General features: G+C 62.6%; 19 protein-coding genes. 9 read left to right on the forward strand and 10 right to left on the reverse strand.

Going from position 1 to position 25,790, the window contains the following annotated elements; translation table 11 throughout:
* The first annotated feature begins 34 nt into the window (after positions 1-34).
* Genes GEOBRER4_RS15730 through GEOBRER4_RS15745 form a run of 4 tightly spaced genes read left to right on the forward strand, consistent with a single transcriptional unit; the run spans position 35 to position 5,175 of the window.
* Entirely contained in the window at positions 35-1,807 is a 1,773-nt protein-coding gene (locus tag GEOBRER4_RS15730) for a cache domain-containing protein (protein WP_185243108.1), read from the forward strand.
* Positions 1,804-4,224, forward strand: a complete 2,421-nt coding sequence (locus GEOBRER4_RS15735) for an ATP-binding protein (RefSeq protein ID WP_185243109.1) — start codon at positions 1,804-1,806, stop codon at positions 4,222-4,224. Before GEOBRER4_RS15730 ends, GEOBRER4_RS15735 begins: the two co-directional genes overlap by 4 nt.
* The gene (locus GEOBRER4_RS15740; protein ID WP_185243110.1) at positions 4,221-4,616 is read left to right on the forward strand and encodes a response regulator; all 396 of its coding nucleotides are present in this window, start codon (positions 4,221-4,223) and stop codon (positions 4,614-4,616) included. The genes GEOBRER4_RS15735 and GEOBRER4_RS15740 overlap by 4 nt, the downstream gene beginning before the upstream one ends.
* Positions 4,606-5,175, forward strand: a complete 570-nt coding sequence (locus GEOBRER4_RS15745) for a CheB methylesterase domain-containing protein (protein WP_185243111.1) — start codon at positions 4,606-4,608, stop codon at positions 5,173-5,175. Before GEOBRER4_RS15740 ends, GEOBRER4_RS15745 begins: the two co-directional genes overlap by 11 nt.
* A 3-nt stretch (positions 5,176-5,178) precedes the next feature.
* On the opposite strand, the gene GEOBRER4_RS15750 is transcribed toward GEOBRER4_RS15745, so the two are convergent.
* The gene (locus tag GEOBRER4_RS15750; RefSeq protein WP_185243112.1) at positions 5,179-6,081 is read right to left on the reverse strand and encodes a LysR family transcriptional regulator; all 903 of its coding nucleotides are present in this window, start codon (positions 6,079-6,081) and stop codon (positions 5,179-5,181) included.
* Between the two features lie 103 nt (positions 6,082-6,184).
* Between GEOBRER4_RS15750 and GEOBRER4_RS15755 the strand changes: the two genes are divergently transcribed.
* The 3 genes from GEOBRER4_RS15755 (at position 6,185) to hcp (ending at position 9,798) form a co-directional block, all read left to right on the forward strand.
* Positions 6,185-7,417 (forward strand): MFS transporter, encoded by a 1,233-nt coding sequence (locus tag GEOBRER4_RS15755; RefSeq protein WP_185243113.1) that lies wholly within the window; start codon positions 6,185-6,187, stop codon positions 7,415-7,417.
* Positions 7,418-7,476: 59 nt separating this feature from the next.
* A complete protein-coding gene (locus GEOBRER4_RS15760; RefSeq protein ID WP_085811658.1) occupies positions 7,477-7,749 on the forward strand; it encodes a hypothetical protein in 273 nt (90 codons plus the stop codon).
* 414 nt (positions 7,750-8,163) lie between these two features.
* Positions 8,164-9,798, forward strand: coding sequence for a hydroxylamine reductase (gene hcp, locus GEOBRER4_RS15765; protein WP_318842561.1), 1,635 nt, complete (start codon positions 8,164-8,166; stop codon positions 9,796-9,798).
* A gap of 541 nt (positions 9,799-10,339) precedes the next feature.
* Here hcp and GEOBRER4_RS15770 read toward each other — a convergent pair.
* The 4 genes from GEOBRER4_RS15770 to GEOBRER4_RS15785 form a co-directional block, all read right to left on the reverse strand.
* Positions 10,340-13,954, reverse strand: coding sequence for a M6 family metalloprotease domain-containing protein (locus GEOBRER4_RS15770; protein ID WP_185243115.1), 3,615 nt, complete (start codon positions 13,952-13,954; stop codon positions 10,340-10,342).
* Between the two features lie 306 nt (positions 13,955-14,260).
* Complete coding sequence (locus GEOBRER4_RS15775) at positions 14,261-14,521, reverse strand: hypothetical protein (protein WP_185243116.1); 261 nt, start codon at positions 14,519-14,521, stop codon at positions 14,261-14,263.
* A gap of 144 nt (positions 14,522-14,665) precedes the next feature.
* Complete coding sequence (gene ppk1, locus GEOBRER4_RS15780) at positions 14,666-17,134, reverse strand: polyphosphate kinase 1 (protein WP_185243117.1); 2,469 nt, start codon at positions 17,132-17,134, stop codon at positions 14,666-14,668.
* Positions 17,135-17,325: 191 nt separating this feature from the next.
* Entirely contained in the window at positions 17,326-17,481 is a 156-nt protein-coding gene (locus GEOBRER4_RS15785) for a hypothetical protein (protein ID WP_185243118.1), read from the reverse strand.
* Positions 17,482-17,664: 183 nt separating this feature from the next.
* On the opposite strand from GEOBRER4_RS15785, the gene GEOBRER4_RS15790 reads away from it, so the two are divergent.
* The gene (locus GEOBRER4_RS15790; protein WP_185243119.1) at positions 17,665-19,083 is read left to right on the forward strand and encodes a B12-binding domain-containing radical SAM protein; all 1,419 of its coding nucleotides are present in this window, start codon (positions 17,665-17,667) and stop codon (positions 19,081-19,083) included.
* 51 nt (positions 19,084-19,134) lie between these two features.
* On the opposite strand, the gene GEOBRER4_RS15795 is transcribed toward GEOBRER4_RS15790, so the two are convergent.
* From GEOBRER4_RS15795 to GEOBRER4_RS15815, 5 genes are all read right to left on the reverse strand, one after another.
* The gene (locus GEOBRER4_RS15795; RefSeq protein WP_185243120.1) at positions 19,135-20,187 is read right to left on the reverse strand and encodes a type III polyketide synthase; all 1,053 of its coding nucleotides are present in this window, start codon (positions 20,185-20,187) and stop codon (positions 19,135-19,137) included.
* Between the two features lie 14 nt (positions 20,188-20,201).
* Complete coding sequence (locus GEOBRER4_RS15800; RefSeq protein WP_185243121.1) at positions 20,202-21,419, reverse strand: U32 family peptidase; 1,218 nt, start codon at positions 21,417-21,419, stop codon at positions 20,202-20,204.
* Positions 21,416-22,123 carry a methyltransferase domain-containing protein gene (locus GEOBRER4_RS15805; protein ID WP_185243122.1) on the reverse strand — a complete coding sequence of 236 codons (708 nt, stop codon included), beginning with the start codon at positions 22,121-22,123 and terminating at the stop codon, positions 21,416-21,418. The genes GEOBRER4_RS15800 and GEOBRER4_RS15805 overlap by 4 nt, the downstream gene beginning before the upstream one ends.
* A gap of 23 nt (positions 22,124-22,146) precedes the next feature.
* Positions 22,147-22,998, reverse strand: coding sequence for a hypothetical protein (locus GEOBRER4_RS15810; RefSeq protein WP_185243123.1), 852 nt, complete (start codon positions 22,996-22,998; stop codon positions 22,147-22,149).
* 103 nt (positions 22,999-23,101) lie between these two features.
* The gene (locus tag GEOBRER4_RS15815; protein ID WP_226377811.1) at positions 23,102-24,505 is read right to left on the reverse strand and encodes a B12-binding domain-containing radical SAM protein; all 1,404 of its coding nucleotides are present in this window, start codon (positions 24,503-24,505) and stop codon (positions 23,102-23,104) included.
* Positions 24,506-24,925: 420 nt separating this feature from the next.
* Here GEOBRER4_RS15815 and GEOBRER4_RS15820 point away from each other — a divergent pair, with 420 nt between their 5' ends.
* Entirely contained in the window at positions 24,926-25,780 is an 855-nt protein-coding gene (locus GEOBRER4_RS15820; RefSeq protein ID WP_185245350.1) for an alpha/beta fold hydrolase, read from the forward strand.
* The last annotated feature ends 10 nt before the right edge of the window (positions 25,781-25,790 follow it).

Genomic DNA, 25,790 nt, shown 5'->3' on the forward strand with positions numbered 1-25,790 from the left:
TCGGAAGTGAAGCCCGGTTGGGCAGAGGGAACATGTGAGATTACCGGCAAGCAAAATTTCCGTTGTCGTCCTTTTCAGTGCGGTGAGCATCGCGCTGGTGATGATGGCGGCAAGCCACCTCATGCTCGGGCAGATCAGGGAAGAGGCCGTGCGCCAGGCCACCCGGCAGCAGGAGAGCAGCATGTCCGCCATGTGGGAGCAGATGGCGCGCCGCGGCAGGAACTTCCGCATCGAAGACGGCAAGCTCTACGTGGGGGACTATTACGTCCTGAACGGCGACAACGAGATCCCGGACCGCATCTTCGCTATAACCGGGAGCAGGGCCACCATTTTCATGGGGAACGTCCGGGTCGCCACAAACATCATGCGATCCGACGGCACGCGCGCCATAGGGACCCGTATGATCGGCCCCGCCTACCAGGCCATCTTCCGTGAGGGGACCCGCTACCGCGGCGAGGCCGACATCCTCGGCACCCCCTATTTCACTGCGTACGACCCGATAAGGGACATGCACGGCAAGATCATCGGCGCCCTTTTCGTCGGGGTGAAGCAGAGCGAGTACCTGGCGAGCTACGACCGGATCAACCTGAAGATCCGGGCCATCAGCGTCATGCTGGGCATGTTCTTCGTCCTTCTGGCCGTGCTTTTGGTCCAGGTCCGCAAGCGGAGCGAGAATGCGTTGCAGCAGCAGTTGGCCTTCCAGCAGCTGCTCTTGGACACCATCCCCAGCCCGATCTTCTCCAAGGACGCCCAGGGACGCTACAACCTCTGCAACAAGGCCTTCCAGGATTACGTCGGTGCCCCGCGCGAGGAACTCCTGGGGAAGAGCGTCTTCGACCTTTGGCCCGGGGAGCTCGCGGAGCAGTACCAGAAAATGGACCAGGCCATCATGGAGAGCTCGGGCACGCAGATCTACGAGTCGCAGGTCAGGTACGCCGACGGCACCCTGCGCGACGTCCTCTTCCACAAGGCGTCTTTCCGGGATGAAAAGGGGATGCCGGGCGGGCTGGTCGGAGTGATCCTGGACATCACCGAACGCAAGGAGGCGGAAATGGAGAACAGTAGACTCGCGGCGCAGATGCACCAGTCCCGTATGGTCGAGTCGCTGATGATCCAGCTGAACCACGACCTGAACACCCCGCTCACCCCCCTGTTCGCACTGCTCCCCATGATCAAGAAGCAGGTGGACGACCCGGGGCTGCAGAGGATGCTGGAGATCTGCCAGCAGTGCGCGAACCAGATCAAGGGGTTGGCGGAAAAATCACTGGACCTGGTCAGGATCTCGTCCGGGCACCCACAGCTCATCCCGGTGAGGCTCGCCGCCACGGCGGAGTACGCGCTCGGGGAGGTGGCGGACTCCCTGATGCAGCGCGGCGTCGCCTGTAACAACGAGATCCCTGCCGACCTCTGCGTGCTTGGGAGCGCGGAGCAGCTCACGCTGCTGTTCAAAAACCTGCTCGGAAACGCCGCGCGCTACGCCTCCACGAACGGGGAGATCAAGCTAGGAGCCGCCCTTAGGGAGGGGATGGTGCAGGTCTGGGTCCAGGACGACGGCGAGGGGCTGGACCAGCAGCACCTGGCACTGGTATTCAACGAGTTCTTCAAGGCAGATGTCGCCCGCCACGACGTCAACACACAGGGGCTGGGCCTTGCCATCTGCAAGCGGATCATCGCCAACCACGACGGGCGGATCTGGGCCGAGAGCCCCGGGAAGGGGCTCGGCACCACCATCTTCTTCACGCTGAACGCCACCGGCGCTGCGCCGGAAGAGGCGAAACCCGAGCAACCAGGGAGTTCCCAAGTATGAGCCGCCTTTCCATCGACCAGCTCAAGGCTCGCATCGGCATCACGGTCGGCATCATCGTCGTCGCCGTTTTGTGCGTCTCCGGCCTCGGCGTCGCCCCGAAGATGTCAGCCGCGGCCAGCGGCGGCACCGGCAAGGATCTGCTGATCGGCGTCTCGCTGCAGCATTCGCTTTTGACGCTGGTGCTCTGCCTTTTGATCGTTACCCTCACGACCCTTTTGTTCCGGCACCTGGACAGGTTGAAGCAGGTGCAGCTCATGGTGGAGGGGCAGAAGACGGAACTGGCGATAAAGGCGGCCCAGATCGACGCGGCCAACGACAGCATCCTGCAGGTTGACGAGGAGGGGCGGCTGCTCCATTTCAACCAGGCGCTCTGCCGGCTGACGGGGTACGCCTGCGACGAGCTTGCCTCGATGCGGCTGCAGGAGATCGAGCCGCCGGAATGCGCCTGCCGGTTCGAGGAGATCGTGGCCAGGTTGAGGGAGTCGGAAGAGGCGACCTTCGAAAGCGTCTACCTCACCAGGACGGGGGCGGCCGTCCCGGTCGAGGTCCACTCCCGCCTGCTGGAAAGAGAGGGGCGCACCCAGGTCCTCGCCATCGCCCGGGACATCACCGAAAGAAGGCGCAACGAGCAAAGGGAGCGCAACCGCCTGAAGGCACTGGAGCGGATAGCGACCGACGCCTCCCTCGAGGTGCTTTTGGGGTGCGTGGTGGGGTACGTGGAGCAGGAAATACCGGGGTCCCTATGCTCGGTGCTCCTGGTGGACGAATCCGGGACCAGGCTGCGCCACGGCGCCGCCCCCTCGCTCCCCGAGGCCTACAACCAGGCCGTCTGCGGTCTCAGGATCGGCAAAGGAAAGGGGTCCTGCGGGACCGCCGCTTTCCTGAGGCAACGGGTGGTAGTGGAGGACCTCGCCACGCACCCTTACTGGAACGGGTTCCAGCCCGCACGGGACGCCGGGCTGGCCGCCTGCTGGTCCGAGCCGGTCTTCGCCTCCAACGGGATCCTCTTGGGGACCCTGGCCGTCTACCACCGCGAGCCCCGCACCCCCGGCAGCGACGACCTCCGGCTCATGGAGGCGGCGGCGCACCTGGCCGGGATCGCCATCGGGCGGGTGCGTGCCGACGACGGCCGGCGGGTGCTGGAGGAGCAGTTGCGTCACAGCCAGAAGATCGAGGCCGTAGGGCAGCTGGCGGCGGGGGTGGCGCACGACTTCAACAACCTGCTGACGCCGATCATCGTCTACGCGGACATGCTGCTGCAGCACTGCGACGCGGGGAGTCCCCAGGCGCGCATGGTGGACGCCATGAGCCAGGCGGCGCAAAAGGCGAGCGACCTTACCCAGAAGCTCCTCTCCTTCGGGCGCAAGCAGGCGCTCCACGTCGAGCATTTGGACCTGAACGAGGTGATCGTCTCCTTCCGGGACATCCTGTGCGCCACGGCCCGGGACAACGTCTGCATCGACCTGAGGCTCTCCCCGGGGGCCGCCAAGGTGCAGGCGGACCGGGGACAGCTGGAGCAGGTCCTTTTGAACCTGCTCTTGAACGCCCAGGACGCCATCGAGGGGACCGGCTCGATCTGCATCGAGACCGGCCATCTGATCCTGGACGAGGAATTCCACCGGCAGCACCCGGTGGCCCAGCCCGGGCACTACATACTGCTCGCCTTCTCGGACGACGGCTGCGGCATGGCGGAGGAGACGCTCAAGCACATGTACGAGCCTTTCTTCACCACCAAGGAGACCGGCCGCGGCACCGGGCTTGGGCTTGCCACCGTGTACGGCATCGTCAAGCGCCACGAAGGCTGCATCGACGTGAAGAGCCGCCCCGGAGAGGGTACCAGGTTCAGCATCTACCTCCCGGCGAGTTCCAGCAGCGTCGACCCTATCATGGTCCCTCCCCCGCGCATTGCCATCCCCCCCACAGCCGGCAAGGGAAAGACCATCCTTTTGGTCGAGGACAACGCCATGATCCGCGAGGTGGCCGAGGAACTGCTCACCTCCTTCGGCTACGCGGTGCTGGCGGCCGAGACACCGTCGCGCGCCCTGGAGCTTGCCGGGGAAGAGCGGCGGGTCGACCTTCTGGCGACCGACGTGGTCATGCCGGAGATGACCGGGCCCGAGCTCTACGAGAAACTGCTTGAAACTTACCCGGGGCTCCCTGTACTGTACATCTCCGGCTACAGCGCCGGGCTGCTGCCGCTAAACGAGAGCCAGCGGCAGGACGCCATCTTCCTGGCCAAGCCCTTCACCATGGAGCAGTTCATGGCGAGGATCGGGGAGATGCTCGGCTCGGATCTCCTTTTGGCGGCGCAGGCGCCGCTGGACCACCAGGCGATGGCAAGGCTGATAGGAAAAAGCTCCCCGCGAGGCAAAGACAGGCGGATAACTCCGCCACAGCATAAAGGAAGGTGCTTATGAACAATCGGATCATGATAGTGGACGACAACGAATACGTAAGGGCGTCGGTCGAGATAATATGCAGTTCGGCGCAGCTCGACCTGGCCACTGCGGCCAGCGGGCAGGAATGCCTGAAGCACCTGGAGGATGGGTTCAAGGGGATCATCCTCATGGACATCATGATGCCCGGCATGGACGGCTGGGACACCATCAGGGAGATGGTGGCCCGTGGGCTTTACGACGGGAACATCATCGTGATGCTCACCGGGATGGGGGAGCCGGACTCCAAGATGGACGGCCTGCAGGAATACGTGTCGGACTACATGACCAAGCCCTTCGGCCCGGACCAACTGCTCGAATCCCTGGAGTACTATCTGACCCTTTTGAACACCCCGGTGGATTATGAGCGCTAGAAACCTCGTGGTCATCGGAGTTTCCACGGGGGGGCCCATGACCCTCAAGGCCCTGTTCCGGGAGCTGCCGGCGCTCGATGCCGCCTTCATCGTGGTGCTCCACATCACCCCGCAGATGGACTACCGGATAGCCCAGGGGCTCGACGCCGTCGCCTCCATGCCGGTGGCCCTGGCCGAGGACCAGGAGTTCCTCCAAAGCGGCAGGGTCTACCTCGCCCCTGGCGGGTTCCACCTGAGGCTCGACGGCAACCAGCGGGTCGTGCTCTGCGAGGGACCGCGCATAAACTACGTCCAGCCGGCCGCCGATGTCGCCATGCTGTCGCTCACCCGGCAGCTGAAGGGGAAGCTCGTGGGAATCATCCTGACCGGGATGGGAAGGGACGGCGCCGCGGGGATCAGGCACATCAAAGAGATCGGGGGGATCACCATGGCGCAGGACCAGCAATCCTCCACCATCTACGGCATGCCCAAGGCGGCCGCGGAGACCGGCGCGGTGGACTTCGTGCTCCCCCCTAATAAGATCGCCGCCAAGCTCAGGGAGATCCTGGACCCGCTTTAGCCCTCACTTTTGCTCCGCCTGGCTGCGCCACTCCTCCGCCGCGTGCTGCAGCAGAAAATCGACGAAGGCACGGTTGGCCAGGGAGAGATAGGTATCCTTCTTCCAGGCGATCAAGAGGTCCAGGTGCAGCGGGGGATCGAAGGGAACTGCGACCAGGTCCGTATCGGCCGCGACAACCATCCTCAGAAAGATCGAAATACCGGTGCCGTTTCGCACCAGCGACTTCACCAGCGAGAAGAGGTTGGTCTCGAAGACGATGTTGGGGGCGCTGCCGGCTCCCTTCAGCACCTCCAGGAAGAACTCCCTGATGTAATACCCCTCCTTGTAGAAGACCAGCGGCTCGCGGATGAACTCGGCGAGGGTCACCGAACGGCGCCCGGCGAAAGGGTGACCGGGCGGCACGCAGATCACGATCTCCTCCCGCAGGAACCGGCGCACCTCCAGCGTTTCCGGGAAGTTCCCCCCCGCCACCACCCCCATGTCCAGCTCCCCCTGCCCGATCATCTTCTGGATGCGCCAGGCCCCCTCCCCCAGTACCGAGAGGCGCAGCTGCGGGTAGCTGATCTTGAAGTCCCGGATGATGTCGGGGAAAAAATAGGCGCTGATCATCGGGGGGATGCCGATCCTCACCTCACCCTTGCTGAGCCCTTTAAGCTCCGCCATCTCCAGCTCGGCCGCCCTCAGGTCTTCCAGGATGCGCCTGGCGTGTGGCAGGAAGATCTCCCCCTCCGCGGTGAGCGAGACCTTCTTGTCCTTACGGTTGAAAAGCGCCAGTTCCAGCTCCTGTTCCAGCCTCTTCACCGCCATGCTGACGGCAGGCTGCGCTATGTGCAGCGCCTCCGCCGCCTTGGTGAAGTTCTTCACCCTGGCCACCTCGACGAAGTACCTCAATTGCCTGACGTCCACCACGACCTCCATAAGCCTTGGTTATCAAAACGATAAATATTATATATTTTTCTTATTGTGAAGCAACCGATATAGTCGTTCCAATGAGAGAGGTACAGCAACCATGGGATCGATAAAAAGCGGCACCAAGAGATACCGGCAGATCAACCTCGCCTTCTTCATCGCCGGCTTCGTCACCTTCATCACGCTCTACGACGTGCAGCCCCTTTTGCCGGAATTCTCCAGGGAATTCGGGGTCGCCGCCGCCTGGGGGAGCCTGCCGCTCTCGATAACCACCTGCGCTCTAGCCATCGCCATGCTCTTCGCCGGAACCATCTCGGAAACGATGGGGCGCAAGAAGGTGATGGTGGCCTCGCTGGTCGCAACTTCCATCCTGGCCTTCGTCACCTCGCGCACCTCAACGCTTCCCGAACTGGTCGCGGTGCGGCTGGTCCAGGGGATGGTGCTGGCGGGGCTCCCCGCCGTGGCGATGGCCTACCTGAGTGAGGAGATAGCCCCGGCTTCCCTTACCTCGGCCATCGGCCTCTACATAAGCGGCAACGCCATCGGCGGCATGACCGGGAGGATCTTCACCGCCACCATGACCGAGTTCGTCTCCTGGCGCTCCGCGCTCGCGGTGATCGGTGTCGCCTGCTTACTGCTCAGCCTGTACTTCGCCAGGTCGCTTCCCCCTTCCGAGAACTTCAAGCAAAGGCCCTTCGCGGCCCGCTACTTCTTCACCTCGCTCTTCAAGCAGTTGCAGGACCCGGGGCTTCTCTGCCTCTACGGCATCTCTTTTCTGATCATGGGGAGCTTCGTCACCCTCTACAACTACATCACCTTCAGGCTTCTGGGCTCCCCGTATTACCTGAGCCCGTCGCTGGTGAGCCTGGTCTTCCTGGTCTACATGCTTGGCTCCTTCAGCTCGTCCATGGTCGGGGGGCAGGTGGAGCGCTTCGGCAGAAGCCGTATGCTCTTTCTCACCATCGCCACCATGGTTGCCGGTGCGCTGATCACGCTTGCCGGGGACGTCCCCACCATCGTCGCGGGAATCGGCGTTTTCACCTGCGGCTTCTTCGGCGCCCACACCATCGCCTCGGCATGGGTCGGGAGCAGGGCCAAAAGCGCCCGCGCGCAGGCCGCCTCTCTCTACCTCTTCTTCTACTACTTGGGGTCGAGCGTCTCCGGCACCGTCGGCGGGCTCTTCTGGGCGCGCTACGGCTGGGGGGGAGTGGTGCTGTTGATCATGGGGCTTCTCTGCCTGGGGCTCTTCCTTTTGAAGGCGCTCACGCTCTGCGCGGAAGGAAGCTGCAACGCCAAGAACGCCGTGGCAAGCCTGGACGCGCTGCGCAGCTGAGCTCTCAAGTTCCGGACCTTGGCGCCGATATGTCCCCTATCAGCGACAAGGAGCAAGCCATGGCGGACTTAATACGTGTAGCAAACGGGGTAGCCATACCCCTTGAAATGCTGGGCACCTGGGACCGGCTCTCCGAGCTGGCCGTCAAATACGGGCCGGTATTCGAAGCGGACCTGGGGCGCCTGGGTTTCAACCTGCGCCCCATCTACAACCTCAACAACTCCATCGGCGGCGAACAGGCAATATCGGTCGGCACCGCCACCTCTTCGAGCCTGCAGTTCATCGTACGCCCCGACATCTACCACGCGATGGTGGGAAGCATCGTCCACTGAAGCATCCCCCGCTGCCCAAGCACCATCACTTCCAGCTTCCATCCTCCCCTACCCTCCCCCGCTGGGGGAGGGAGCAAAAATCCCGGCCTCGAAAGACACAACCTTCCTCCTTGCCATGCTCCAGCCAGGCAAACACGGGAAACCTCCATTTGCCTCCATCCCCCCTCTCCTCCTTACCACCTCCCCCTCAAAAGACCAAAAAGATCCCGATAGCCAGAATCTTCTTTTTATGACTTAGGTCAAGGCCGCGCTCCACGTTTGCCGTTAATGTGGCTCCATCAAACGACGGCACCCGTTACCCCCATGGGGTACGGCCGAAGATAATACGCCCAGGGAGAACGGATGAAGAACTTGATCAAAAGCTTATTTGGAATTTCGACCTCAACCAACAACAATGAGAAAAAGGGGGAAACGATGGAAAACATGTTCTGCTTTCAGTGCGAACAGGCTGCAAACGGTGGTTGCTCGAAGGTAGGCGTCTGCGGCAAGCAGCCGGACGTCGCGGCGCTCCAGGACCTGCTGGTCTACACCATGAAAGGGATCGCCTTCTGGGCTGACAAGGCCCGCGCTAAAGGGGTCAAGGACGCAGAGATCGACCACTTCATGATCGACGGCCTCTTCACCACGGTGACCAACGTCGACTTCAGCCCCGAAGAGGTAGCGAAGCTGGTGCGCAAGGGCACGACCCTGCGCGAGAAGGCTCAGTCCCTCTTCGAAAAGGCCAACGGCGGCGCCTACGCCGGCGCGGTCCCCGAAGCGGCCAAGGGCTTCACCGCAACCACCACCGCCGAGCTAGTCGCACTGGGCGCAGCACACGGGATCAAATCCGACGCGATCGATGCGGACGTGAAATCGGTCCAGGAAATCATCACCTACGGGATGAAAGGTTACGCCGCCTACGCTCACCACGCGCTGGTGATCGGCCGCGAAAACGACGAGATCTACGCCTTCACCCACAAGGCGCTGGCCGCCACACTCGACAAGAGCCTCGGGCTCATGGACTTCGTCGGGCTCGCCATGGAGTGCGGCCGCATCAACCTGGTGACCATGGAGCTCCTCGACAAGGCAAACACCGACAGCTTCGGCCACCCGGTTCCGACCCCGGTGCAGTTGGGGACCAAGGCTGGCAAGGCGATCCTCGTCTCCGGCCACGACCTCCGCATGCTGGAAGAGCTCCTTAAGCAGACCGAAGGGAAAGGGATCAACATCTACACCCACGGCGAGATGCTCCCGGCGCACGGCTACCCCGGCCTTAAGAAGTACGCTCACCTGGCGGGTAACTTCGGCGGTGCATGGCAGGATCAGGCGAAGGAGTTCGTCAACTTCCCCGGCGCCATCATCTTCAACACCAACTGCATCCAGCGCCCGGCCGAAAGCTACAAGGACCGCCTCTTCACCTGGGGCCTGGTACAGTGGCCGGACGTCAAGAACATCAACGGCATGGACTTCACCCCGGTGATCGAGAAGGCGCTCGCACTTCCCGGCTTCGAGGAGAACCCGGGCAAGGAGATCCTCACCGGCTTCGGGCACAACGCGGTCCTCGGCGTGGCAGACAAGGTCATCGACGCGGTCAAGGCGGGGCAGATCCGTCACTTCTTCCTCATCGGCGGCTGCGACGGTGCTAAGAGCGGCCGTAACTACTACACCGAGTTCGCCGAGCAGGTCCCCAACGACTGCGTGATCCTGACCCTTGCCTGCGGCAAGTACCGCTTCAACAAGCTCGACTTCGGCGACATCGGCGGCATCCCGCGCCTGCTGGACATCGGCCAGTGCAACGACGCCTACTCCGCGATCCAGATCGCCGTGGCCCTCGCCGGCGCCTTCAACTGCGGCGTCAACGAGCTGCCGCTCTCCTTCATCCTCTCCTGGTACGAGCAGAAGGCGGTGGCGATCCTCCTCACCCTGCTGCACCTGGGCGTGAAGAACATCAAGCTGGGACCGAGCCTGCCGGCCTTCATCACCCCGAACGTTCTCAACTTCCTGGTCGAGAACTTCAACATCGGCCCGATCGGTACCGCAGAGGGCGACCTGAAGCAGATCCTCGGCTAAGAACCAAAACCCTCATCACAGAGGGGCACAGACGTTCACAGAGGAAAATTTAAATGACGTAAAGAAGGCGGCCCCTGATTCGGGGGCCGCCTTTTGTTTTGGCAGCTCTGTTCCTGCTGCAAGCCCGTGCCATCCTCACCAACTTTCCCCACGTCTGCGTCTGCAAACCCTGCAGATCCTGTCTCAACCAGCCAGCGCAAGGCTGTTCGCAAGCCCTCCTTTTCTCCGGTCAGGATGGTGTACTCGCGGACCGAAGCGCCACGGCGGCGAGCCCGGCAAGGCGGAGAACTTATGGCAGCCCGATCCTGGCCCTGCAGGTCCCTGACCGGGAAACTGCCGGTTCCAGCCACCGCTCGATGACGACCACGCTGCTGCAAGGAGTCGCCATAGCCGGCTGGACGGTGCCTGCGCGCCAAGCGCCCTCCCGGGAAAAGGACAAAAAAAAACGCCCCTGCCTATGGCGGTGACGTTCTCTGCGGCAAAGGCGCCCCCGAAATCGGGGGCGCCTTTGCTTTTGCTGCTCTGTTTGCTGCTCTTCTGCCTAGTAGACGACGACCGCTGCGTACTTGGCGGCGGAGACGTTGCCGGCCGTATCCTTGACCCAGGCATAGAGCCTCTTGCTGCCGGTGGTGGCAAAGGTGTAGCTGGTCGGGAAGGTCGCGCTCCAACCAGTGGCGGTCGCAAGCGGAGCCTTGCTGCTCTCGGTCAGGAGGTACCCTGCGACGGCCATGTTGTCGCTCGCGGCTCGGGTGAGAACCGGCACCGTACGCCCGGTATTGCTGGCGGGGAGCGTGAATGCGGATACGACCGGTTTGGTGGCGTCTACGACGGTGGATGTTGTCCGCGCCAGCGAGACGTTGCCGGCTCCATCCTTCACCCAGGCGTAAAGGGTCTTGTTGCCGCCGGAAGCCGTCTTGTAACTGACCGTAGGGGTAACGCTCCAGCCGGTGGCGGTGGCAAGCGGCGCAGTCGCGGTTTCGGTGACGCGGTACCCTGCAACGCCGGAGCCGCCCGTGTCGCTGCCGCTCAAGGCGCGCACCGGTATGGTAAGCCCCGCGATGAGGGAGTCGACGGTGAAGGTGGCGACGGTCGGCGCCGCGGTCTCGATAACTACGGTCGCGGCCTTGGCTAGCGATACGTTGCCGGCGGTGTCCTTGGCCCAGGCGTAGCAGGTGTTGGAGCCTGGCGCGCTGAAAGTGACCGTCACTGCCGCTGTGGTTTTCCAGTTAACGCTGGACACGGCCGGAGCGGTGCTCCCGGTGGTGACCATGTACGCCGCGGCCTTGACGTTGTCAGTCACGGTGAGCGTCACCGGAACCGTCAGGCTGTTGTAGAAGGCGGGGATCTTGACGACAGTTACCACCGGGGCCGTCTGGTCGATCGCTACGGCAGCCACCTTCGCCGCAGACACGTTGCCTGCGGTGTCCTTGGCCCAGGCGTAGAGCTTCTTGCTCCCTGTGGTCGCGAAGGTGTAGCTAGTCGGTGCGGTCGCACTCCAGCCGGTCGCGGAAGCAAGCGGCGCCGTGCTGCTCTCGGTCACCCGATAGCCGGTGACGGTCATGTTGTCGGTGGCGGTGTAGGCGCTGATCGGTATGGTGAGCGCGATGCTGGCCGCGGGGACCGTGAATGCGGTGACGACCGGCTTGGAGGCATCGACAACGGTCGACGCGGTCCGTGCCAGCGAGACGTTACCCGCCGTGTCCTTGGCCCAGGCGTAGAGCACCTTGGAGCCGCCGACCTTGGTCTTGTAGCTCACGGGCGGGGTCAAGCTCCAACCTGCTACCGAGGCCAGCGGGGCGGTCGCGGTCTCGGTGATGAAGTACCCGCCGATCCCGGCGCCGCCCGTATCGCTGGCGCTGAGGGCTCGGATCGGGATCACCAGGCCGGCGATGAGGGGATCGACGGTGAAGGAGCTGACCGTCGGGGCGACTGTTTCGATGAAGACGGTGGCGCTTTTGGAGAGCGAGACGTTGCCGACCGTGTCCTTGGCCCAGGCGTAGCAGGTGTTCGCCCCGCCAGCACTAAAGGTCACGGTGGAAGCGGCGGTCGTTTTCCAGCTGGTGCTGGAGGAAGCCGGGGCGCTGGAACTGGTGGTCACCAGGTAACCCGCAACCTTGACGTTGTCCTTGACGGTAAGGGTGACCGGGACGGTGAGGCTGTTGTAATAGGCCGGAATTGCCACGGCGCTCACCACCGGGGGAGTCTGGTCGACCACGACCGCGGCTGTCTTGGCCACAGAGACGTTGCCCGTCGTGTCCTTGGCCCAGGCGTAGAGCTTCTTGCTACCCTGGGTCGTGAAGGTGTAGCTGGTCGGGATCGAGCCGCTCCATCCCGCTGCCGACGACAGCGGCGCGGTGCTGGTCTCGGTAACCAGGTAGCCGGCAACGGCGATGTTGTCGCTCGCGACGAAAGAATTGATGGGCACGGTAAGGGCCGCGGCTGTTGCAGGGACCGTGAAGGTCGTTACCAACGGCTTCGTGGTATCCGTGGTGAGGGTGACCATGACGTTGGCGGTCATGGTGGCGCCCTTGGCGGAGACCGAGGTGATCCCCCTGTTACTCACCGCACCGCTGTAAAATTTGGAGCTCGGGGCGGTGGCAGAGGTGAAGTCGGTGTTGTTGCCGCTGTAATAGGTGGTCAGGTAGTTGCCGCGGCAGCTGTTCGCGGAGCCGCTTGCCAGCATGTTGCAGACGGAGGTGCTCGCCTGCACCGGCACTACCCCCTGGCGCTGCCCCGAGACGTAGCGGTTAATGTCGTTCGCCCCTTGGGTGCCGGCGGTGATGTCGATGTGGGTCACCAGGAGGCCACCGCCATACCCCGAAGCGAGGCCGGTGATCCCTTCGTCCCAGCCGCCGGCAACGGGGTGCCTGTTCTCGGCGAGCCAGTACTCGTTGCTGGTAGTCGACGGGTTGATGAGTTTAAGCGCGTTGTTCGCCGAAGCAAGGGCGGCTGACAGGGTAACCGCGCCGCTGGCAGTCGGGGTATTGGGCGCGGTCCATCCCAGGTACTCGCGGGACCAGGCGTCGAGGGCGACCGGGGTGGTACCGCCGTTTTCCGTCGGGGTCCGCCCCCAGCTCCCACCCGCCATCAGCGAGAAGTAACCGAGGCCGGCATTGGTGTAGGTGGTGTCGTAGAGGTCCGGCAGGCCGCACAGGGCATGGCCGAGCTCATGGGCGATGACGCCCATGGGATGCTGCTGGTCGACGTTGTTCATCTCGCCGTTCAACGCCCACCTCGTGATGGTGAGGCCGCCGCCGCTGACGCTCCCCCCCCACGCGTGCGCCCAGATGCTCGGTGTCTTGGCGCTCCCCGACGCCTCGTACCCTGCGTAGACCAGGTAAACCTCGCCGTTCACCGTGTCGAACCCGCTCAGGTCCACGGCTGCCGCGGCCTGCGCCAGCGCATGGCTGATGATCGTGGTTTCGACCGAGTAGGTGGTGTTCTGGCCGCAGTTAGGGTGGCTGTCGGGGACGGTGACGCTAACTACCCCGGGATGAGTGCCGCCGGAGAACGCGGGGACGACGTTTAGTTTGCCGAACGAGTTTTCCTTGTAATAGTTGGCCACGCTCTTGACGCCGGGGGTCGTGTCGAACACCGTGCGGTACCAGCTGTCGGCTGTGGTGACGAGGGTGCGGTTGGCGAAGTTGACCAGGATGATCAACAGCTGGCGGTTTCCGGAAACCGGCGCAGGAGTCCAGTCCCCGGCCGCGAAGGTCGCGTAGCTCGTGGCGCCGGTCGACGTCGAGCCATCACCGAGAGTGGAGCCAAAAGAAGGGGCGAAGCGGTCCTGGAACTGCTTCATCTGCCGCTCGGTCTGCTGTTTCTCCCTTACGACGTCCCGGTCCGGCTTGACCCCTTTGGGCAGGAAAGAAGGGGCGTTCGCCCCGGAAGGGTCAACCTTGACGCCGGAAGCCTTCAGCGTGCCGTCGGGCTCTTTCTCGGCATATTCCCAGCGCCCGGTCGCCTTGTCCTTTACCACGGTATGGCCGCTGTCCACCTCGACCCAGCTCTGGAACTCGTCGCCATGGATCTTGCCCTTGAACTTCACCCCGTCCGGCTGTTGGATGTCGAGCAGGTCCGGAGCTGCCGGCCCGGCAAAGGAAGCTGAAAACGAGAGAAGGACGAATAGCATGGTTAAGAAGATTCTTTTTGGCATAGTAATATCCTTTCTTTGTCAGCATTGCCGATCGTAGACTCACGGATGCGGGTGAGGAGACGGGCTGATGCCGCTGCTTCAAAAAGGATACCAAGACGACGTTGCGGGAGCACCAACGGTTAAGGCTTTGTATTATTGATCTTTTTGGTGAAGGCACACCCATGGCATGATAAGCAGATTCAACATGTGCTGTTCAAAAAAAGTACAGCCGTGAATAGGGAAGGGGTTTTAGAGGAAGGAGCTGTTCAAAAAAAATGCCGCCTTATGGGGCGGCATTTCTCCTGGAGCGGCGGGAGGTCTTCGGAGCTACTCTTCTGGCTTTTCCCCGCCGACGCTGTCGCAGATGATTTTCTTACTGTACTTCATGTCCGAGTATTTGAATCCGCCCCCGAGGGTCGCTGGCGAGCAGACGTTGTCGGGCGAATTGGCGTTCACCAGGCAGATCGAGCAGGTAACCGTCGGGTTGTCGGTCAGTTTCTCCACCTCTTCAACTTTTCCCTTACTGTGCAGGTAGCAGATGTGATGCTCGTGATCGCCTGCACAAACGTATGTTTCTTTCGGTTCCATCTGGGTCTCCCCCTGTTTTTGTTGAGCACCACAACATGCTAGCTCTTTTAGCCTTCGCTGTCACCCATCGGCAGTTTAGAAGATGTGCGATGTTTCAGTTTCTCAGCTTCTCTTTGTGTGCTCCGTTGGCTGATGACTTCGGGGTCAGCGCTGCTGCAGAGGCTTTTTCTTCTGTTTCAGCGATTCCTTCAGCCTTTTCTGTGCCTGCGCTATCAGCATCTGGTGCGTCCCCTCGCCGTTTTCCCCTTCCGCGGGCTTTCTCTGCACATAACTGCCGTCGGGCTGCATCTCCCAGGCGGAGCGGTGGTCGGCGTCGTAGCAGTCGAAGACGGCCCGCAACTCGGCGGTAAGCTCGGGAGCCGTGACCGGGCAGAGGATCTCCACCCTCGCCTCCAGGTTTCTCTTCATGGCGTCGGCCGAGGCGATGAAATACTCCTCGCCGCCGCCGTTTCTGAAATAGTAGAGACGTGCGTGTTCCAGGAAGCGCCCGACGATGCTGAACACGCGGATGTGATCGGAGAGCCGGGGGATGCCGGGTCTCAGCCTGCAGGTGTCCCGCACGTAGAGATCGACCCTCACCCCCGCCATCGAGGCCCGGTAGAGGGCCTTGACGATGTCGCCGTCCTCCAGCGCGTTCATCTTGAACTGGATCACCCCGCCGCCACTTTCCTGGTGCAGGGCCACCTCCCGCTCGATCCGGGCCAGGAGCGCCTTCTTGAGGAGCTTCGGAGCGGGCATGACGGCGCGGTAGTTGCGCTTGGCCGAAAATCCGGTGGTCAAGTAGTTGAAGAGCTCCGTCACGTCCTGGGCGATCACCTCGTCACAGGTGATGAGCCCTATGTCGCTGTAGATGCGCGCGGTCTCGGTGTGGTAGTTGCCGGTACCGACGTGGACGTAGCGGCGCAGCCCCTCGTAGTCCTGGCGCACCACGAGGATCACCTTGCAGTGGGTCTTCAGCCCCACGACGCCGTAGGTTACGTGGATACCCGCCTCCTCCATCAGCTCGGCGAAGCGGATGTTGGCCGCCTCGTCGAAGCGCGCCTTCAGCTCCACCACTACCGCCACCTGCTTGCCGTTTTGGGCCGCGAGGATCAGGGCGTCGATGATCCGGCTCTGGCTGGAGGTGCGGTACAGGGTCATCTTGATGGCGCGCACCTTGGGGTCGGTTCCCGCCTCGCGCAGGAACCTCTCCACCGAGGTGGAGAAGGAGACGTAGGGGTGCTGCAAGAGGATCGCCCCCGCATCGCGGATGGTGTGGAAGATGTTGCGCGAGGAGAGAAGCTGCGGGTGATCGATGGGATGATGCGGCGGGTCGTGCAGGCGCGGGTAGTCGAGCTTCGCGATCTCGAACAGGTCCCTGAGCGCGAGCATCCCCTGCACCTCGAAGACGTCGTTGGCCTCGTCTAACTCGAGTTCCGCGGCCAGCCGCCCGCGGTGCAGCGGCTCCATCCCGGCGCCTACCTCAAGCCTCACTATGGGCGCGAACTTCCGCTCCTTTAGCTCCGACTCGATCATCGCCATCAGGTCGTCCGCCTCTTCCTCGTCCTTCTCGGTGTTGGCGTTGCGGGTGACCCGGAAGATCTCGCAGGAGACGATGAGCATGCCGGGAAAGAGCATGTCCAGGTTGTTCATCATCACCTGTTCGAGCGGGATGAAGTGGTCCCCCTTCCCCACCCTGATGAAGCGCGGCGTACCGAGCCCCACCGGCACCTTGACCCGCGCCAGGGAGGTCTCGCGCGCCTTGGGGTAGCGCAGGGTGACCAGCAGGTTGAGCGAGAGGTTCGAGATGAAGGGAAACGGGTGCGCCGGGTCGATGGACTGGGGGGTCAAAAGCGGATAGATGTTGGTGTAGTAGTGCTCGCGCAGCTGCTTCTTTTCCTTGGCGGAAAGGGTATCGTAGCTCTCGATGACGATCCCTTTCGCCTCCAGGAGCTGCCGCACCGTCTTGAACGCGTCCCTTTTCTGCGCCTCGATCTCGCGGATCATGCTGCGGCACTCGATCACCTGCTGCAAAGGGGTCCGGCCGTCCAGGGTGAGCTCGTGCAGCCCGGCGCCTATCTGCTGCTTCAGGCCGCCGATCCTCTTCATGTAGAACTCGTCTAGATTTCCGCTCACTATGGCGATGAACTTCAGCCGTTCCAATAGAGGGGTCCGCTCGTCGGTCGCCTCGTGCAGCACGCGCCGGTTGAATTCAAGCCAGGTCAGCTCGCGGTTCAGGTACCACTGGCTGTCGCCCAGGTCGAACCCGCTGTCCGGCTCGCCCGGCTTGGCCGAGCCGGCGCCCTTCGCCGCGCCCTTCGCCTTGACCGGTTTCTGCTTTCCAGCCTTGGGCTTGGCATTCTTGGGCTTGCGGCTGCGCGGGCCGGCAGGGTCCAATTTAGGCGCCTTCGCCTTGGGAGCTTTCTTTTTGGTGGAAGTGTTTGTGGCAGAGGTTGGGGCCAATGCAGCAGAGAGGGCGCCGGCTATGGCTTCTGTGGGGACATCCTGCTCACTGGCGGCGGAGTTGACGACAGGGAACTCCAGAGTACTGACAGGAGTCTTTTCAGTTTGCTCTGCTAACTGCAAGAGTTCCAGTTCAGGCTCAGCATCGGGAGCGAGGCTCTTGTTCTCCATTGGTTGAGATCTCCGGAGTTGTAGGAATGCAATATTGTTACATAGTATCTAGTAAAGACAACCTCTGCGACTGACTCTTTGGCTGCGGCTCTCCCCCGGCAAAAACAAAGCCCCCGCACCATCTGCTCTTTCGACAGCGGCGCGGGGGTCCATTTGGTAGCTGCTTTTTTGTTTGTTCAACGGGATTTCCTTCAGGCCCCTTCCGGGTTCCTACTGCCTCTTTTGGGTGACCTTTTCCTGAGGATCTTCACGATTTCCGCGGAGCTCAGTTCCACCTGTCTCTGCCTGCGCCGCTCTACAATCGTGACGACAGGGGCTTCTTCTTTTTTGACATCGCTTTCTCCCATGGTCCACCTCCCGGCCGCGGCAGCGTCGTCCGCTCCACGGCTTGGTTCTGGCGGGAATTTTACATTAGATCAAACACCTGCACAACGCGGAGCCATCCTGCGGCAGGGAACCGCGTTGCCAACCGCAATTAACCCTCTATAATGCTTAGGTTTAAAAATCTGGCTCCTCACCAAAGGACGCACATGAAGGTTCTCCTGCTGGCCATGCCCGACGCGGCAAACAACTTCCACCGCATCATCAAGGTCCCGAACCTGGGGCTATGCTCGCTAGCGGCGCAGCTTCCGGAACACGAGGTGAAGATAGTCGACCTGGTGCTGGTGCACCGGGATATCCGCTCCTGGCTGCAGACGTTCCTCGCGGAGTTCCAGCCGCAGGTGATCGGCATCAGCAGCATGAGTTTCCAGTACCAAAGCGCCTTGACCGTGATGGCGATCTGCCGCGAGACGGTGCCATGCGCGAAGCTGGTCCTGGGAGGGTACCACGCCACCTTGGCCTACCGGGAGCTCACCTCTGGGCCGCCGGTCCCCCCTTTCGATTACCTGATCCGCGGAGAAGGGGAGCAGGCGTTCGCGGCGCTGGTCGACGCGCTGGAAGGAAAGTTGGGCCTCGCAGCGGTCCCGGGTCTTTCCTGGTCCGATGGCGGGGCTTTCCGACACAACCCGATCAACGAACTCCTCGACCTGCAGCGGATGCCGCTCCCGGCACGGAACGCGCGCGTGCTGGACAGCTTCACCTATTTCGACCGCAAGCTCGATTGTGTCGAGACCTCGCGAGGCTGCACCATGACCTGCACCTTCTGCTCCATAACCGGCATGTACGGCGCCAGCTTTCGCTGCCACTGCCTGGAGCGGGTGGTCGCGGACCTGGAAGGGCTCAAGCGGCGGGGAACGCAGACGGTCCTCATCGTCGACGACAACATCACCCTCGACCCGCTCCGCTTCGCCCGCCTCGCCCGCACCATCGTGGAAGAGGGGCTGAACAGCATGGAGTACCTGGTGCAGACCTCGGTTGCCGGCATCGTAGCCGACCCGGAATTGATACCGGCGCTGGCGGAGGCAAACTTTGCCATGGTGTTTTTAGGGATCGAGTCGGTTCTGCCGGAGACGCTCGCATTTTTCCAGAAAGGGGACATCAGGGAGAAGACGGAGCAGGCCGTGCGCCGTCTGCGTGAGCACGGCATTGGCGTCATGGGGGGCTTCATCGTCGGGAACCCCGACGACGGGAAGGAGGAGATCAGGGAGGTCTTCCGCGCCTCGCGGAGATTGCGCGTTGATCTACCCTACGTGCAGTGTGTCACGCCGTACCCCGGGACGCGGATCCGGCAGGAATTGCTGGAACAGGGGCTGGTCACGAACCCCGACCGGCTGGAGCGCTACACCGGGTTCATGTGCAACGTGAGGACCAGGCGCCTCACCGCCGGGCAGTTGAACCGCATCATGAACTGGGAGAACCTGAAGGCATTCTTCAGCCCGCAGATGTTCGTCGGCAACTACTTTGTCAGGAAAAGGGAGAAGGGAGCGTTGAAGGTGCTGCTCAACAACCTGGACCTGGTGCGCGGCTGGTTCACCGGCGACCAGTTCCGCTCCCGCCACCGTTTTTGACACGTTGATTGCCAGCCCCAGCCCCTAGCCCCTAGCCCCTAGCCCCTGCCTCTACCTCTTCCTGAGCAGGTAGGCATGCGCTGAGAGCCCGGCGCCGTAGGCGAGCATCACGCACCACTCTCCTGGGCGCACGCCGTTCTGCAGCAGTTCATCCACCACGAACCACACGGTTGGCGATGACATGTTGCCGTACTCTTCCAGCACCTTCCGGGTCGCCCACAGTTGCGATTCGTTTATCCCGATCTCGTCCCTAACCGCGTTAACTATCTTTTCGCCGCCGGTATGAAGGGCCCAGCCGCCGATGTCGCCTATGGCGAGGGAATGTCTTCCCAGCAGATCGGTGACCACCTCAGCCGCAGCCTTTCTCACCAGCTGCGGGAGCTCTGTGGAGAGCTGGTTGTGGAGCTGCCCCTGCCTGTGCACGAAACGGATGGCCTCGCGCTGCTCCGGCACGTAGCGCCCCGCGGAGCCGACCACCTCGAACCCCACCGGCTTCTCCCAGAGCACGGCTGCCGCGGCGCCGTCCCCGAAAAGAGCGTTGGAGAGGATCAGGCTCAGGTCGTTCCCCATCTGGAACGCGGCGCTGCAGATCTCAACCGACACGCTCACCACGATGCCGCCGGTCGTCTTCAGCATCGATTCGGCCACCTGCAGGTTGGGAACCGCGCCGCCGCAGCCGCTTCCCACCAGGTCGTAAAGCCGCGCGTCGCAGCGAAGCCCCAGGCGCTCGGCGACATAGCTGGAAAGGCCGGGGCAGATGTAGCCGGTGCAGGTGTTCAGCACCAGCCCGCTCACTTCCCCTACCCCCACGCCGACCTTGTCGAGGGCCCGCAGCACCGCCTGCTCCGCCAGCCGCACCGCCTGCTCCGTGAAGCGCTCTACCCGCTCGTCTGGGGTCTCGGTGAAGATCTGCTCCGGGGAATCGACGGCGAAATGCCGCTTCTTGATGCTGGGATGGGTGAAGGTGGCGCGGATCAGCCCGAGGCCGCGCGCGGTCAGGCTCTCCTTAAAATGCGCCTTGATCAGCCCCGCCGCCTCCCGCTGGTCCACCGATAATGGCGGAACCGCCGTTGCAATGCCCCCCACGTAGATATTGCCGTTCATGACAGATCCCCCCATCAGTCCCACAGCTCACCGGAATACATCTCATCGAAGGCGTCGCGGTACAGCCGCAGCATCTCGTCCCGGTAGAGGGGGTCCACTCGCAGCGCCTTCTCGGTCCAGGAGGCGCAGTAGCCGCAGCGCGCGCAGTCGGACTTGCGGCAGTCCATCTCCCGGAAACCTGCCAGGAACCCGTCCAGCTTCGCGTTGTCCAGGTACACCGGCGTCCCCTCCAGTTCTTCGATGAGCCCCCTTTTCTCCGCCAGCCGTTTGAGCCGGACCAGTCCGGCGAAATTGATCACGCCGGGGCGCAGGAAGTACCGGGCGAACCTGCGCAGGCCGCTCAACCGCCCCTTCCCCTTCCCCGGTTCGCGCTTGTACCCGTAGGGCTGGATCAGGTCCAGCAGGTTCCCGGAAAACCGCCCTTCGCTGTAGGCCCGGACCCGTTCGGTGAGCACCGGCGTCGGCGCGCCCCGCTCCAGGATCTTGAAGGAGTTGAAGCCAAGCTCGGTGTAGCTCCCCAGATCCTCCGGCCGGATGAACTCGGAACGAAGGTAGAGGGTGGGGTCGGCCAGCTTCTGGGCCGAGCACCTGAGCGCGCAGTAATCGATCATAAAGCCGCGGCTGGCGTGCCCCTTTTGCGAGGCGTGCGAAAGGTTCACCATGTGCTGCCCCGACAGCGGGCAGAAGATCATGCAGTTGGAGTTGGCGATGAGCTGCAGCTCCAGCTGCACCGCCTGCCGTATCGCCTGCAGCATGGCGAAGTCGCGGTTGATGGCGATGGATTCCAGCGTGATGCAATCCGCTCCGAGGTCTTCCCAGAAACGGGCCTTGGCGACGCAGTCGACGCGGGCGTAGACACCTACCCGCACCTTGAGCCGCGGATGCCTTTTCTTGATGATCGGCAGCAGGAAGGGAAGCGATACGGTGACCGCGGTGACGCCGCAGCCGTCCACGAAATCCAGGAGCTGGTCGAGAGCCGCCTGCCCCTGGCGGGTGAACTCACGGTTGTCCATGCAGGCGGGGTTGATCAGGTAGTTGAAGCCGATCCCGTTCTTCCCCGCCTCCTTTACGTGGCTCCTGAACTGCTCCTGTCCCAGGGGGGCCAGCATGAACGAGGCGCGGCCGCCCCCGACGCTGTCGGAGGGAAGTTTGCCGAAAAGCTCGGCGACGGGGTACCCCTTGATGGCGGGAATGAGGTCGGACTGGAAGTTTGTGGCGACGGAAAATTTCATCCTGTTTCCCCCGAAAGGACCAGCAGCCAGAACGGCTCCCGCCTGATGCTGAACGAGGTAGCCCCAGCCTGGGAGGCGAGGCCGGATAGCTCCGCCGCGGTGAACGACTTCAAGACGGAGAGCGGGCCGTCGTAGCGGGTGATGCGGTTCCTGGTGAAGATCCGGGTCAGGGCATAGATCAAGCCGTAGGCTATCCAGCTTCTTCTCAAGTCGATGATGAGGAACCCGCGCCTTGCCACCCTCAGCATCTCGCGGATCAAGGAGACCGCCTCCGGGTCTTTCATGTGGTGCAGCGTCTTGCTGCAGACGACGTAATCGAAGCTTCGGTCCGGGAAGGGAAGCGCCAGGGCGTCGGCCACCTTGAGCGTTATCTCCGGGTACCCGGCAGTCACCTTGCGCGCTATCTCAATGCTGCGGAGGTTTATGTCCACCCCGGTCATGGAGATCCCGATTCCCCTCTTCCTCCCCCACTTGGCGACGGCTACCGGGAGATCGGCCGACCCGGTGGCGACATCCAGCAGGCTCACAGCCTCGTTGCCATCTATCTGCGCCGAAAGGTGCTTCAAGAGCGCCCTGGTGTCCCCGAGGTAGCGGTTCACCACCCTCAGGTCCGCCAGGGTCCCCTCCAGTTCATCGGTGCTGCAGACGTCGGCAGGGAGATCGAGAAACTCCAGCCCGGTTCGTTTTCGTGGCGTTAAAGACATAGCCGGGATCCTCGTGCGGTCTGCTACTTGGGCCAGCGCGGGCTGGCGAGCTCGATGCGCCAGACAGGGCCGCCGAACGCCAACGGCCCAACGAATCTGACGAAAGCCGGGACCTCCTTGGTGATGGTCCAGATGTGGTTGTCCGGCGGGGTGCGTCCCAAAAGCGCCGCGGGGAGCCTCAACAGGCCGAGCTTAGGCTTGAGAACGTAATGGTCGGCGCTCTTCTCCAGGTCGCCGATGAAAAGCCGGTCCTCCCCGTCCGGGACCATGTCGAGCTCGATCACCCTCGGCGCAGGGGTGAAGGCGACCAGGTGGATCTTCTCCCTGGCCCCCTTGGGGAGGTTCTTCAGCACCGTCGGCACCATGCCGTTGTAGACGTCGGGCGGCAGGTCAAGCTTTCCTTCCAGCACCTTCTCCTGCCCCTGTTTCCCGACGGCGACCCGGTATTTGCCACCACCGGAACGCTCCATGGAGATGTCCATCTCCTGTTCGAAGGCCTTTCCCTTCTGGATCAGCCGATAGCTCTTCAGGAGGAAGTCTCGCTCCTGGGTGAAGACGACCGACTCGTCGTGCAGCGACCCGTCCTTGAAGTAGAGCACAGTGCGGCACTTGAGTTCGCCCCCTCGGGGGACCTGCAGGAAATCCCCGGAGGCTATGCGCTTGCCGTCGGCATCCGACAGCTCCAGGAAGCCGCGTACCATCCCCTCGGCGAAACGGACCGGTATGGGAGCACCCTGCGCGGAGAGGGGCTTGATAAGGTGCGTGACCATCATCAGCAGGAACAGCAAAAACCGGCCGCGAGAAAAGGCGATGTTGCGTCGTGACGGAGGCTCAAGTGCAGCTTCAGCATGGTTACGATGGTGGATTCGATGCAAGGAAAGGCCCCCTGGAGGTCATCTTGTCGTCCGGCATCCCGGACAAACATTGAACGAGTCTAACATACAATTTCTTTTCTGCCGGAGACTCGGCGGCAGCCCTTTAGCGCCTGCCGCCAGGTGAAATCTTTTTGGCGTATCCCGCGTAGCGCCAGAAAGGGGTGGGCAGACGGAGCAGAACCCCCAGCCGGCGCAGCATCGAAAGGTTTGCCCCCCTTGTTTCTGCCGGGAAGATGCACCGGCAGGTATCGGACACTCCCCGCTGCAGCATTTCCATGGTCTTTTGCAGTGTCAGTTCCCTGGTGAAGTAGAAGGCAGGGTGCAAGAGGCTCTGATCCGCCTCGACCACCCCCTCCTCCAGCGCCAGCCGGTGCAGGCCGGTCCCGGGGTAGATCCTGATCCCGGTGGTGATGTAGGCGCTCTCCTTTCTGGGAAGCCGGTTCACGAAGCTGACCGTCTTTGCCACACTCTCCTCGCTCTCGGAAGGACCGCCCACAAGGAAGCACCACAGGGCGCGGATGCTGGAGCCGGAAAGAAGCTCCGCCGCGCGATGCACCTCAGCCTCGGTAAACCCTTTGCCCAAAGCGGAGAGCGTGGCATCGGCAGCGCTTTCCGGGGTTATCACCAGCGAGGTCATCCCCGCCCTTTCCATGAGCCTCACCTGCTCAACGGTGAGCCCCTTGGGCGAGAGCGAGGAGACGCTGAAGCGGGCCCGCACCCCCTTCCTGAGGATCTCTTCCAAAAGGAGCTCCAGGTACCCCGGCGGCTCGTTGAAGACGCTGTCCACGAACTCGAACTCACGTGCCCCGGTCTGCCGCATGGCGCTCAACACCTCGTCGACTACGTCGGCGGGTTCCCTGATGCGCCAACCCTCTCCCTCCACCTTGTGATAGGTGCAGTACAGGCAGCGGTTGGCGCACCCCCTTTTCCCCTGGACCGGAAGCACCGGCTCCAACCCCAGGTAACGCCGCGTGTCCACCCAACCATGGGTTCGCGGCGGCACGAACTGGCTTGAGAGGTGGGGCGGCTTCGGCATGCCTCCACGCCTCGATACCACCCCTGGCACCTGGCAGGCATCGGCGAGCCTCGCGGCACGGAAAAATGCAGGCGCTGCCCGTTCCCCCTCACCCACCACGGCATGATCCAGTCCCAGGTACTCCAGCACCTGCAACGGCATCAAGCTGACGCCCGCTCCCCCCACCAGCGTCCTCGCGTCGCTAAGGCACCTCACCAGTTCTACCAGTTCCTTGACCGCCGGTAGATACGACTTAGGGGCAAGGAAGTCGCAATTGTCGAGATTGCGGATGGAAAGTGCGATACCTTCGGGGCGGAAGCTGCGGATGACGCGATCGACCGCGGCAAGCGGCTTCTTACTGAAGCATAGGTCGAGGAACTGCACCTCGAGCCCGGACAGGCGCATCGCCTCGGCCACCCAGGCAGCCCCAAGGGGCACCGCCGGCTGGGGAGCCGTTTCGCTATTGGTGCTGATCATCAGTACGCGTTGCACGTCCATCTCCCTTTGTAACTCATTAATTGCGGGAAGCTTTCGGTCTAACAAAGTTGTTGATCCCGAAAAAACCGAGGAGTACAATGTTACTTATGGAGGGAAGCAACAAAAACCTCACAACGAAGCACGAAACAACTCCTGATACATGAAGCGGCATCAGGGGTTGGTAACTGGCGCTCAAGAGGCCAAGCCGAGCAGGCTCTTAAATCTCGTCCGTTAGGGCATAAAAAGACCTGAAAAAGGTGTCAGCAGTAGCAGCAAAGAAAACACCTCCACGGATTGAGCAAGGCCCCACCTGAACGCCAGTTATTTTTTGCGGGAAAGCCCGGTGAACACTCATCGGGCTTTTTTATTGCCTTGAGTAAGGCTTTTTCACTTTTGGCTCCCTCCCTCTGGTAGATTCTGCTACACTTGCCAGCCATGAACCTGCCGCTCGGGGCCTGCCCCGTCTCCCCCAGTGAAACTCTCAGCTACCGCACCTACGGCACCGGTCCCCGGAAGATCGTCCTGGTCCACGGGCTTGCCGCCCGCTCCGAGGTTTGGAAGGACCTGGTCCCCCTTTTCCCCGCCGACCGGTACACGCTCTACCTGCTGGATCTCCTGGGATCCGGAGAATCTGCAAAACCGCGGCAAGCCGATTACTCGATCCGGGGGCACAGCCGGAGACTCCTTTGCTTCCTGCAACGCGAGGGGCTCGCGGGGGTGACGCTCGTGGGGCATTCTCTAGGTGGAGCGGTGGTACTGGTCGCAGCAGTCGAGGCCATGCTCAAGGGAGAGGCCGGGGTCATTGGCGCCATGGTCATAATCGGCGGGCCTGGATACCTCCAGCGGCTGCCACTCATGGCCGAGATCTTCCAGAACCGTTTCGCCGCAGCGCTTTTCATCGCCCTCTACGCGCCGGACATCTGGATCAAGGTGGGGTTGAAGATGGCCTACTACGATCACAGCCTCATCGACCGGGAACACATTGCGCGCTACGCCCCTTGCTATCGCGACAGGGAGTCGAAGCGCGCCCTGGTGGAAACCTGCCAATCGTTGGTTCCGGTGGATCAGGAAGTGATAACGGGGCGCTACCGGGATCTCGCGCTTCCAGTGCTGCTGCTATGGGGGCGTCACGACCAGATCGTCCCCCTGTCACAGGGGACCAGGCTGGAAGCCGCCATACAGGGGTCGCAGCTGCAGGTGATCGAGGAGTGCGGTCATAATCCCCAGGAAGAAAAGCCCCAAGTCACATTCAGCATCATAGAGAAGTTCCTGTTGCAAACCGCCGGCTAGCGCCATTGTC

This window comes from Citrifermentans bremense (assembly GCF_014218275.1).
Taxonomy (GTDB): domain Bacteria; phylum Desulfobacterota; class Desulfuromonadia; order Geobacterales; family Geobacteraceae; genus Geomonas; species Geomonas pelophila.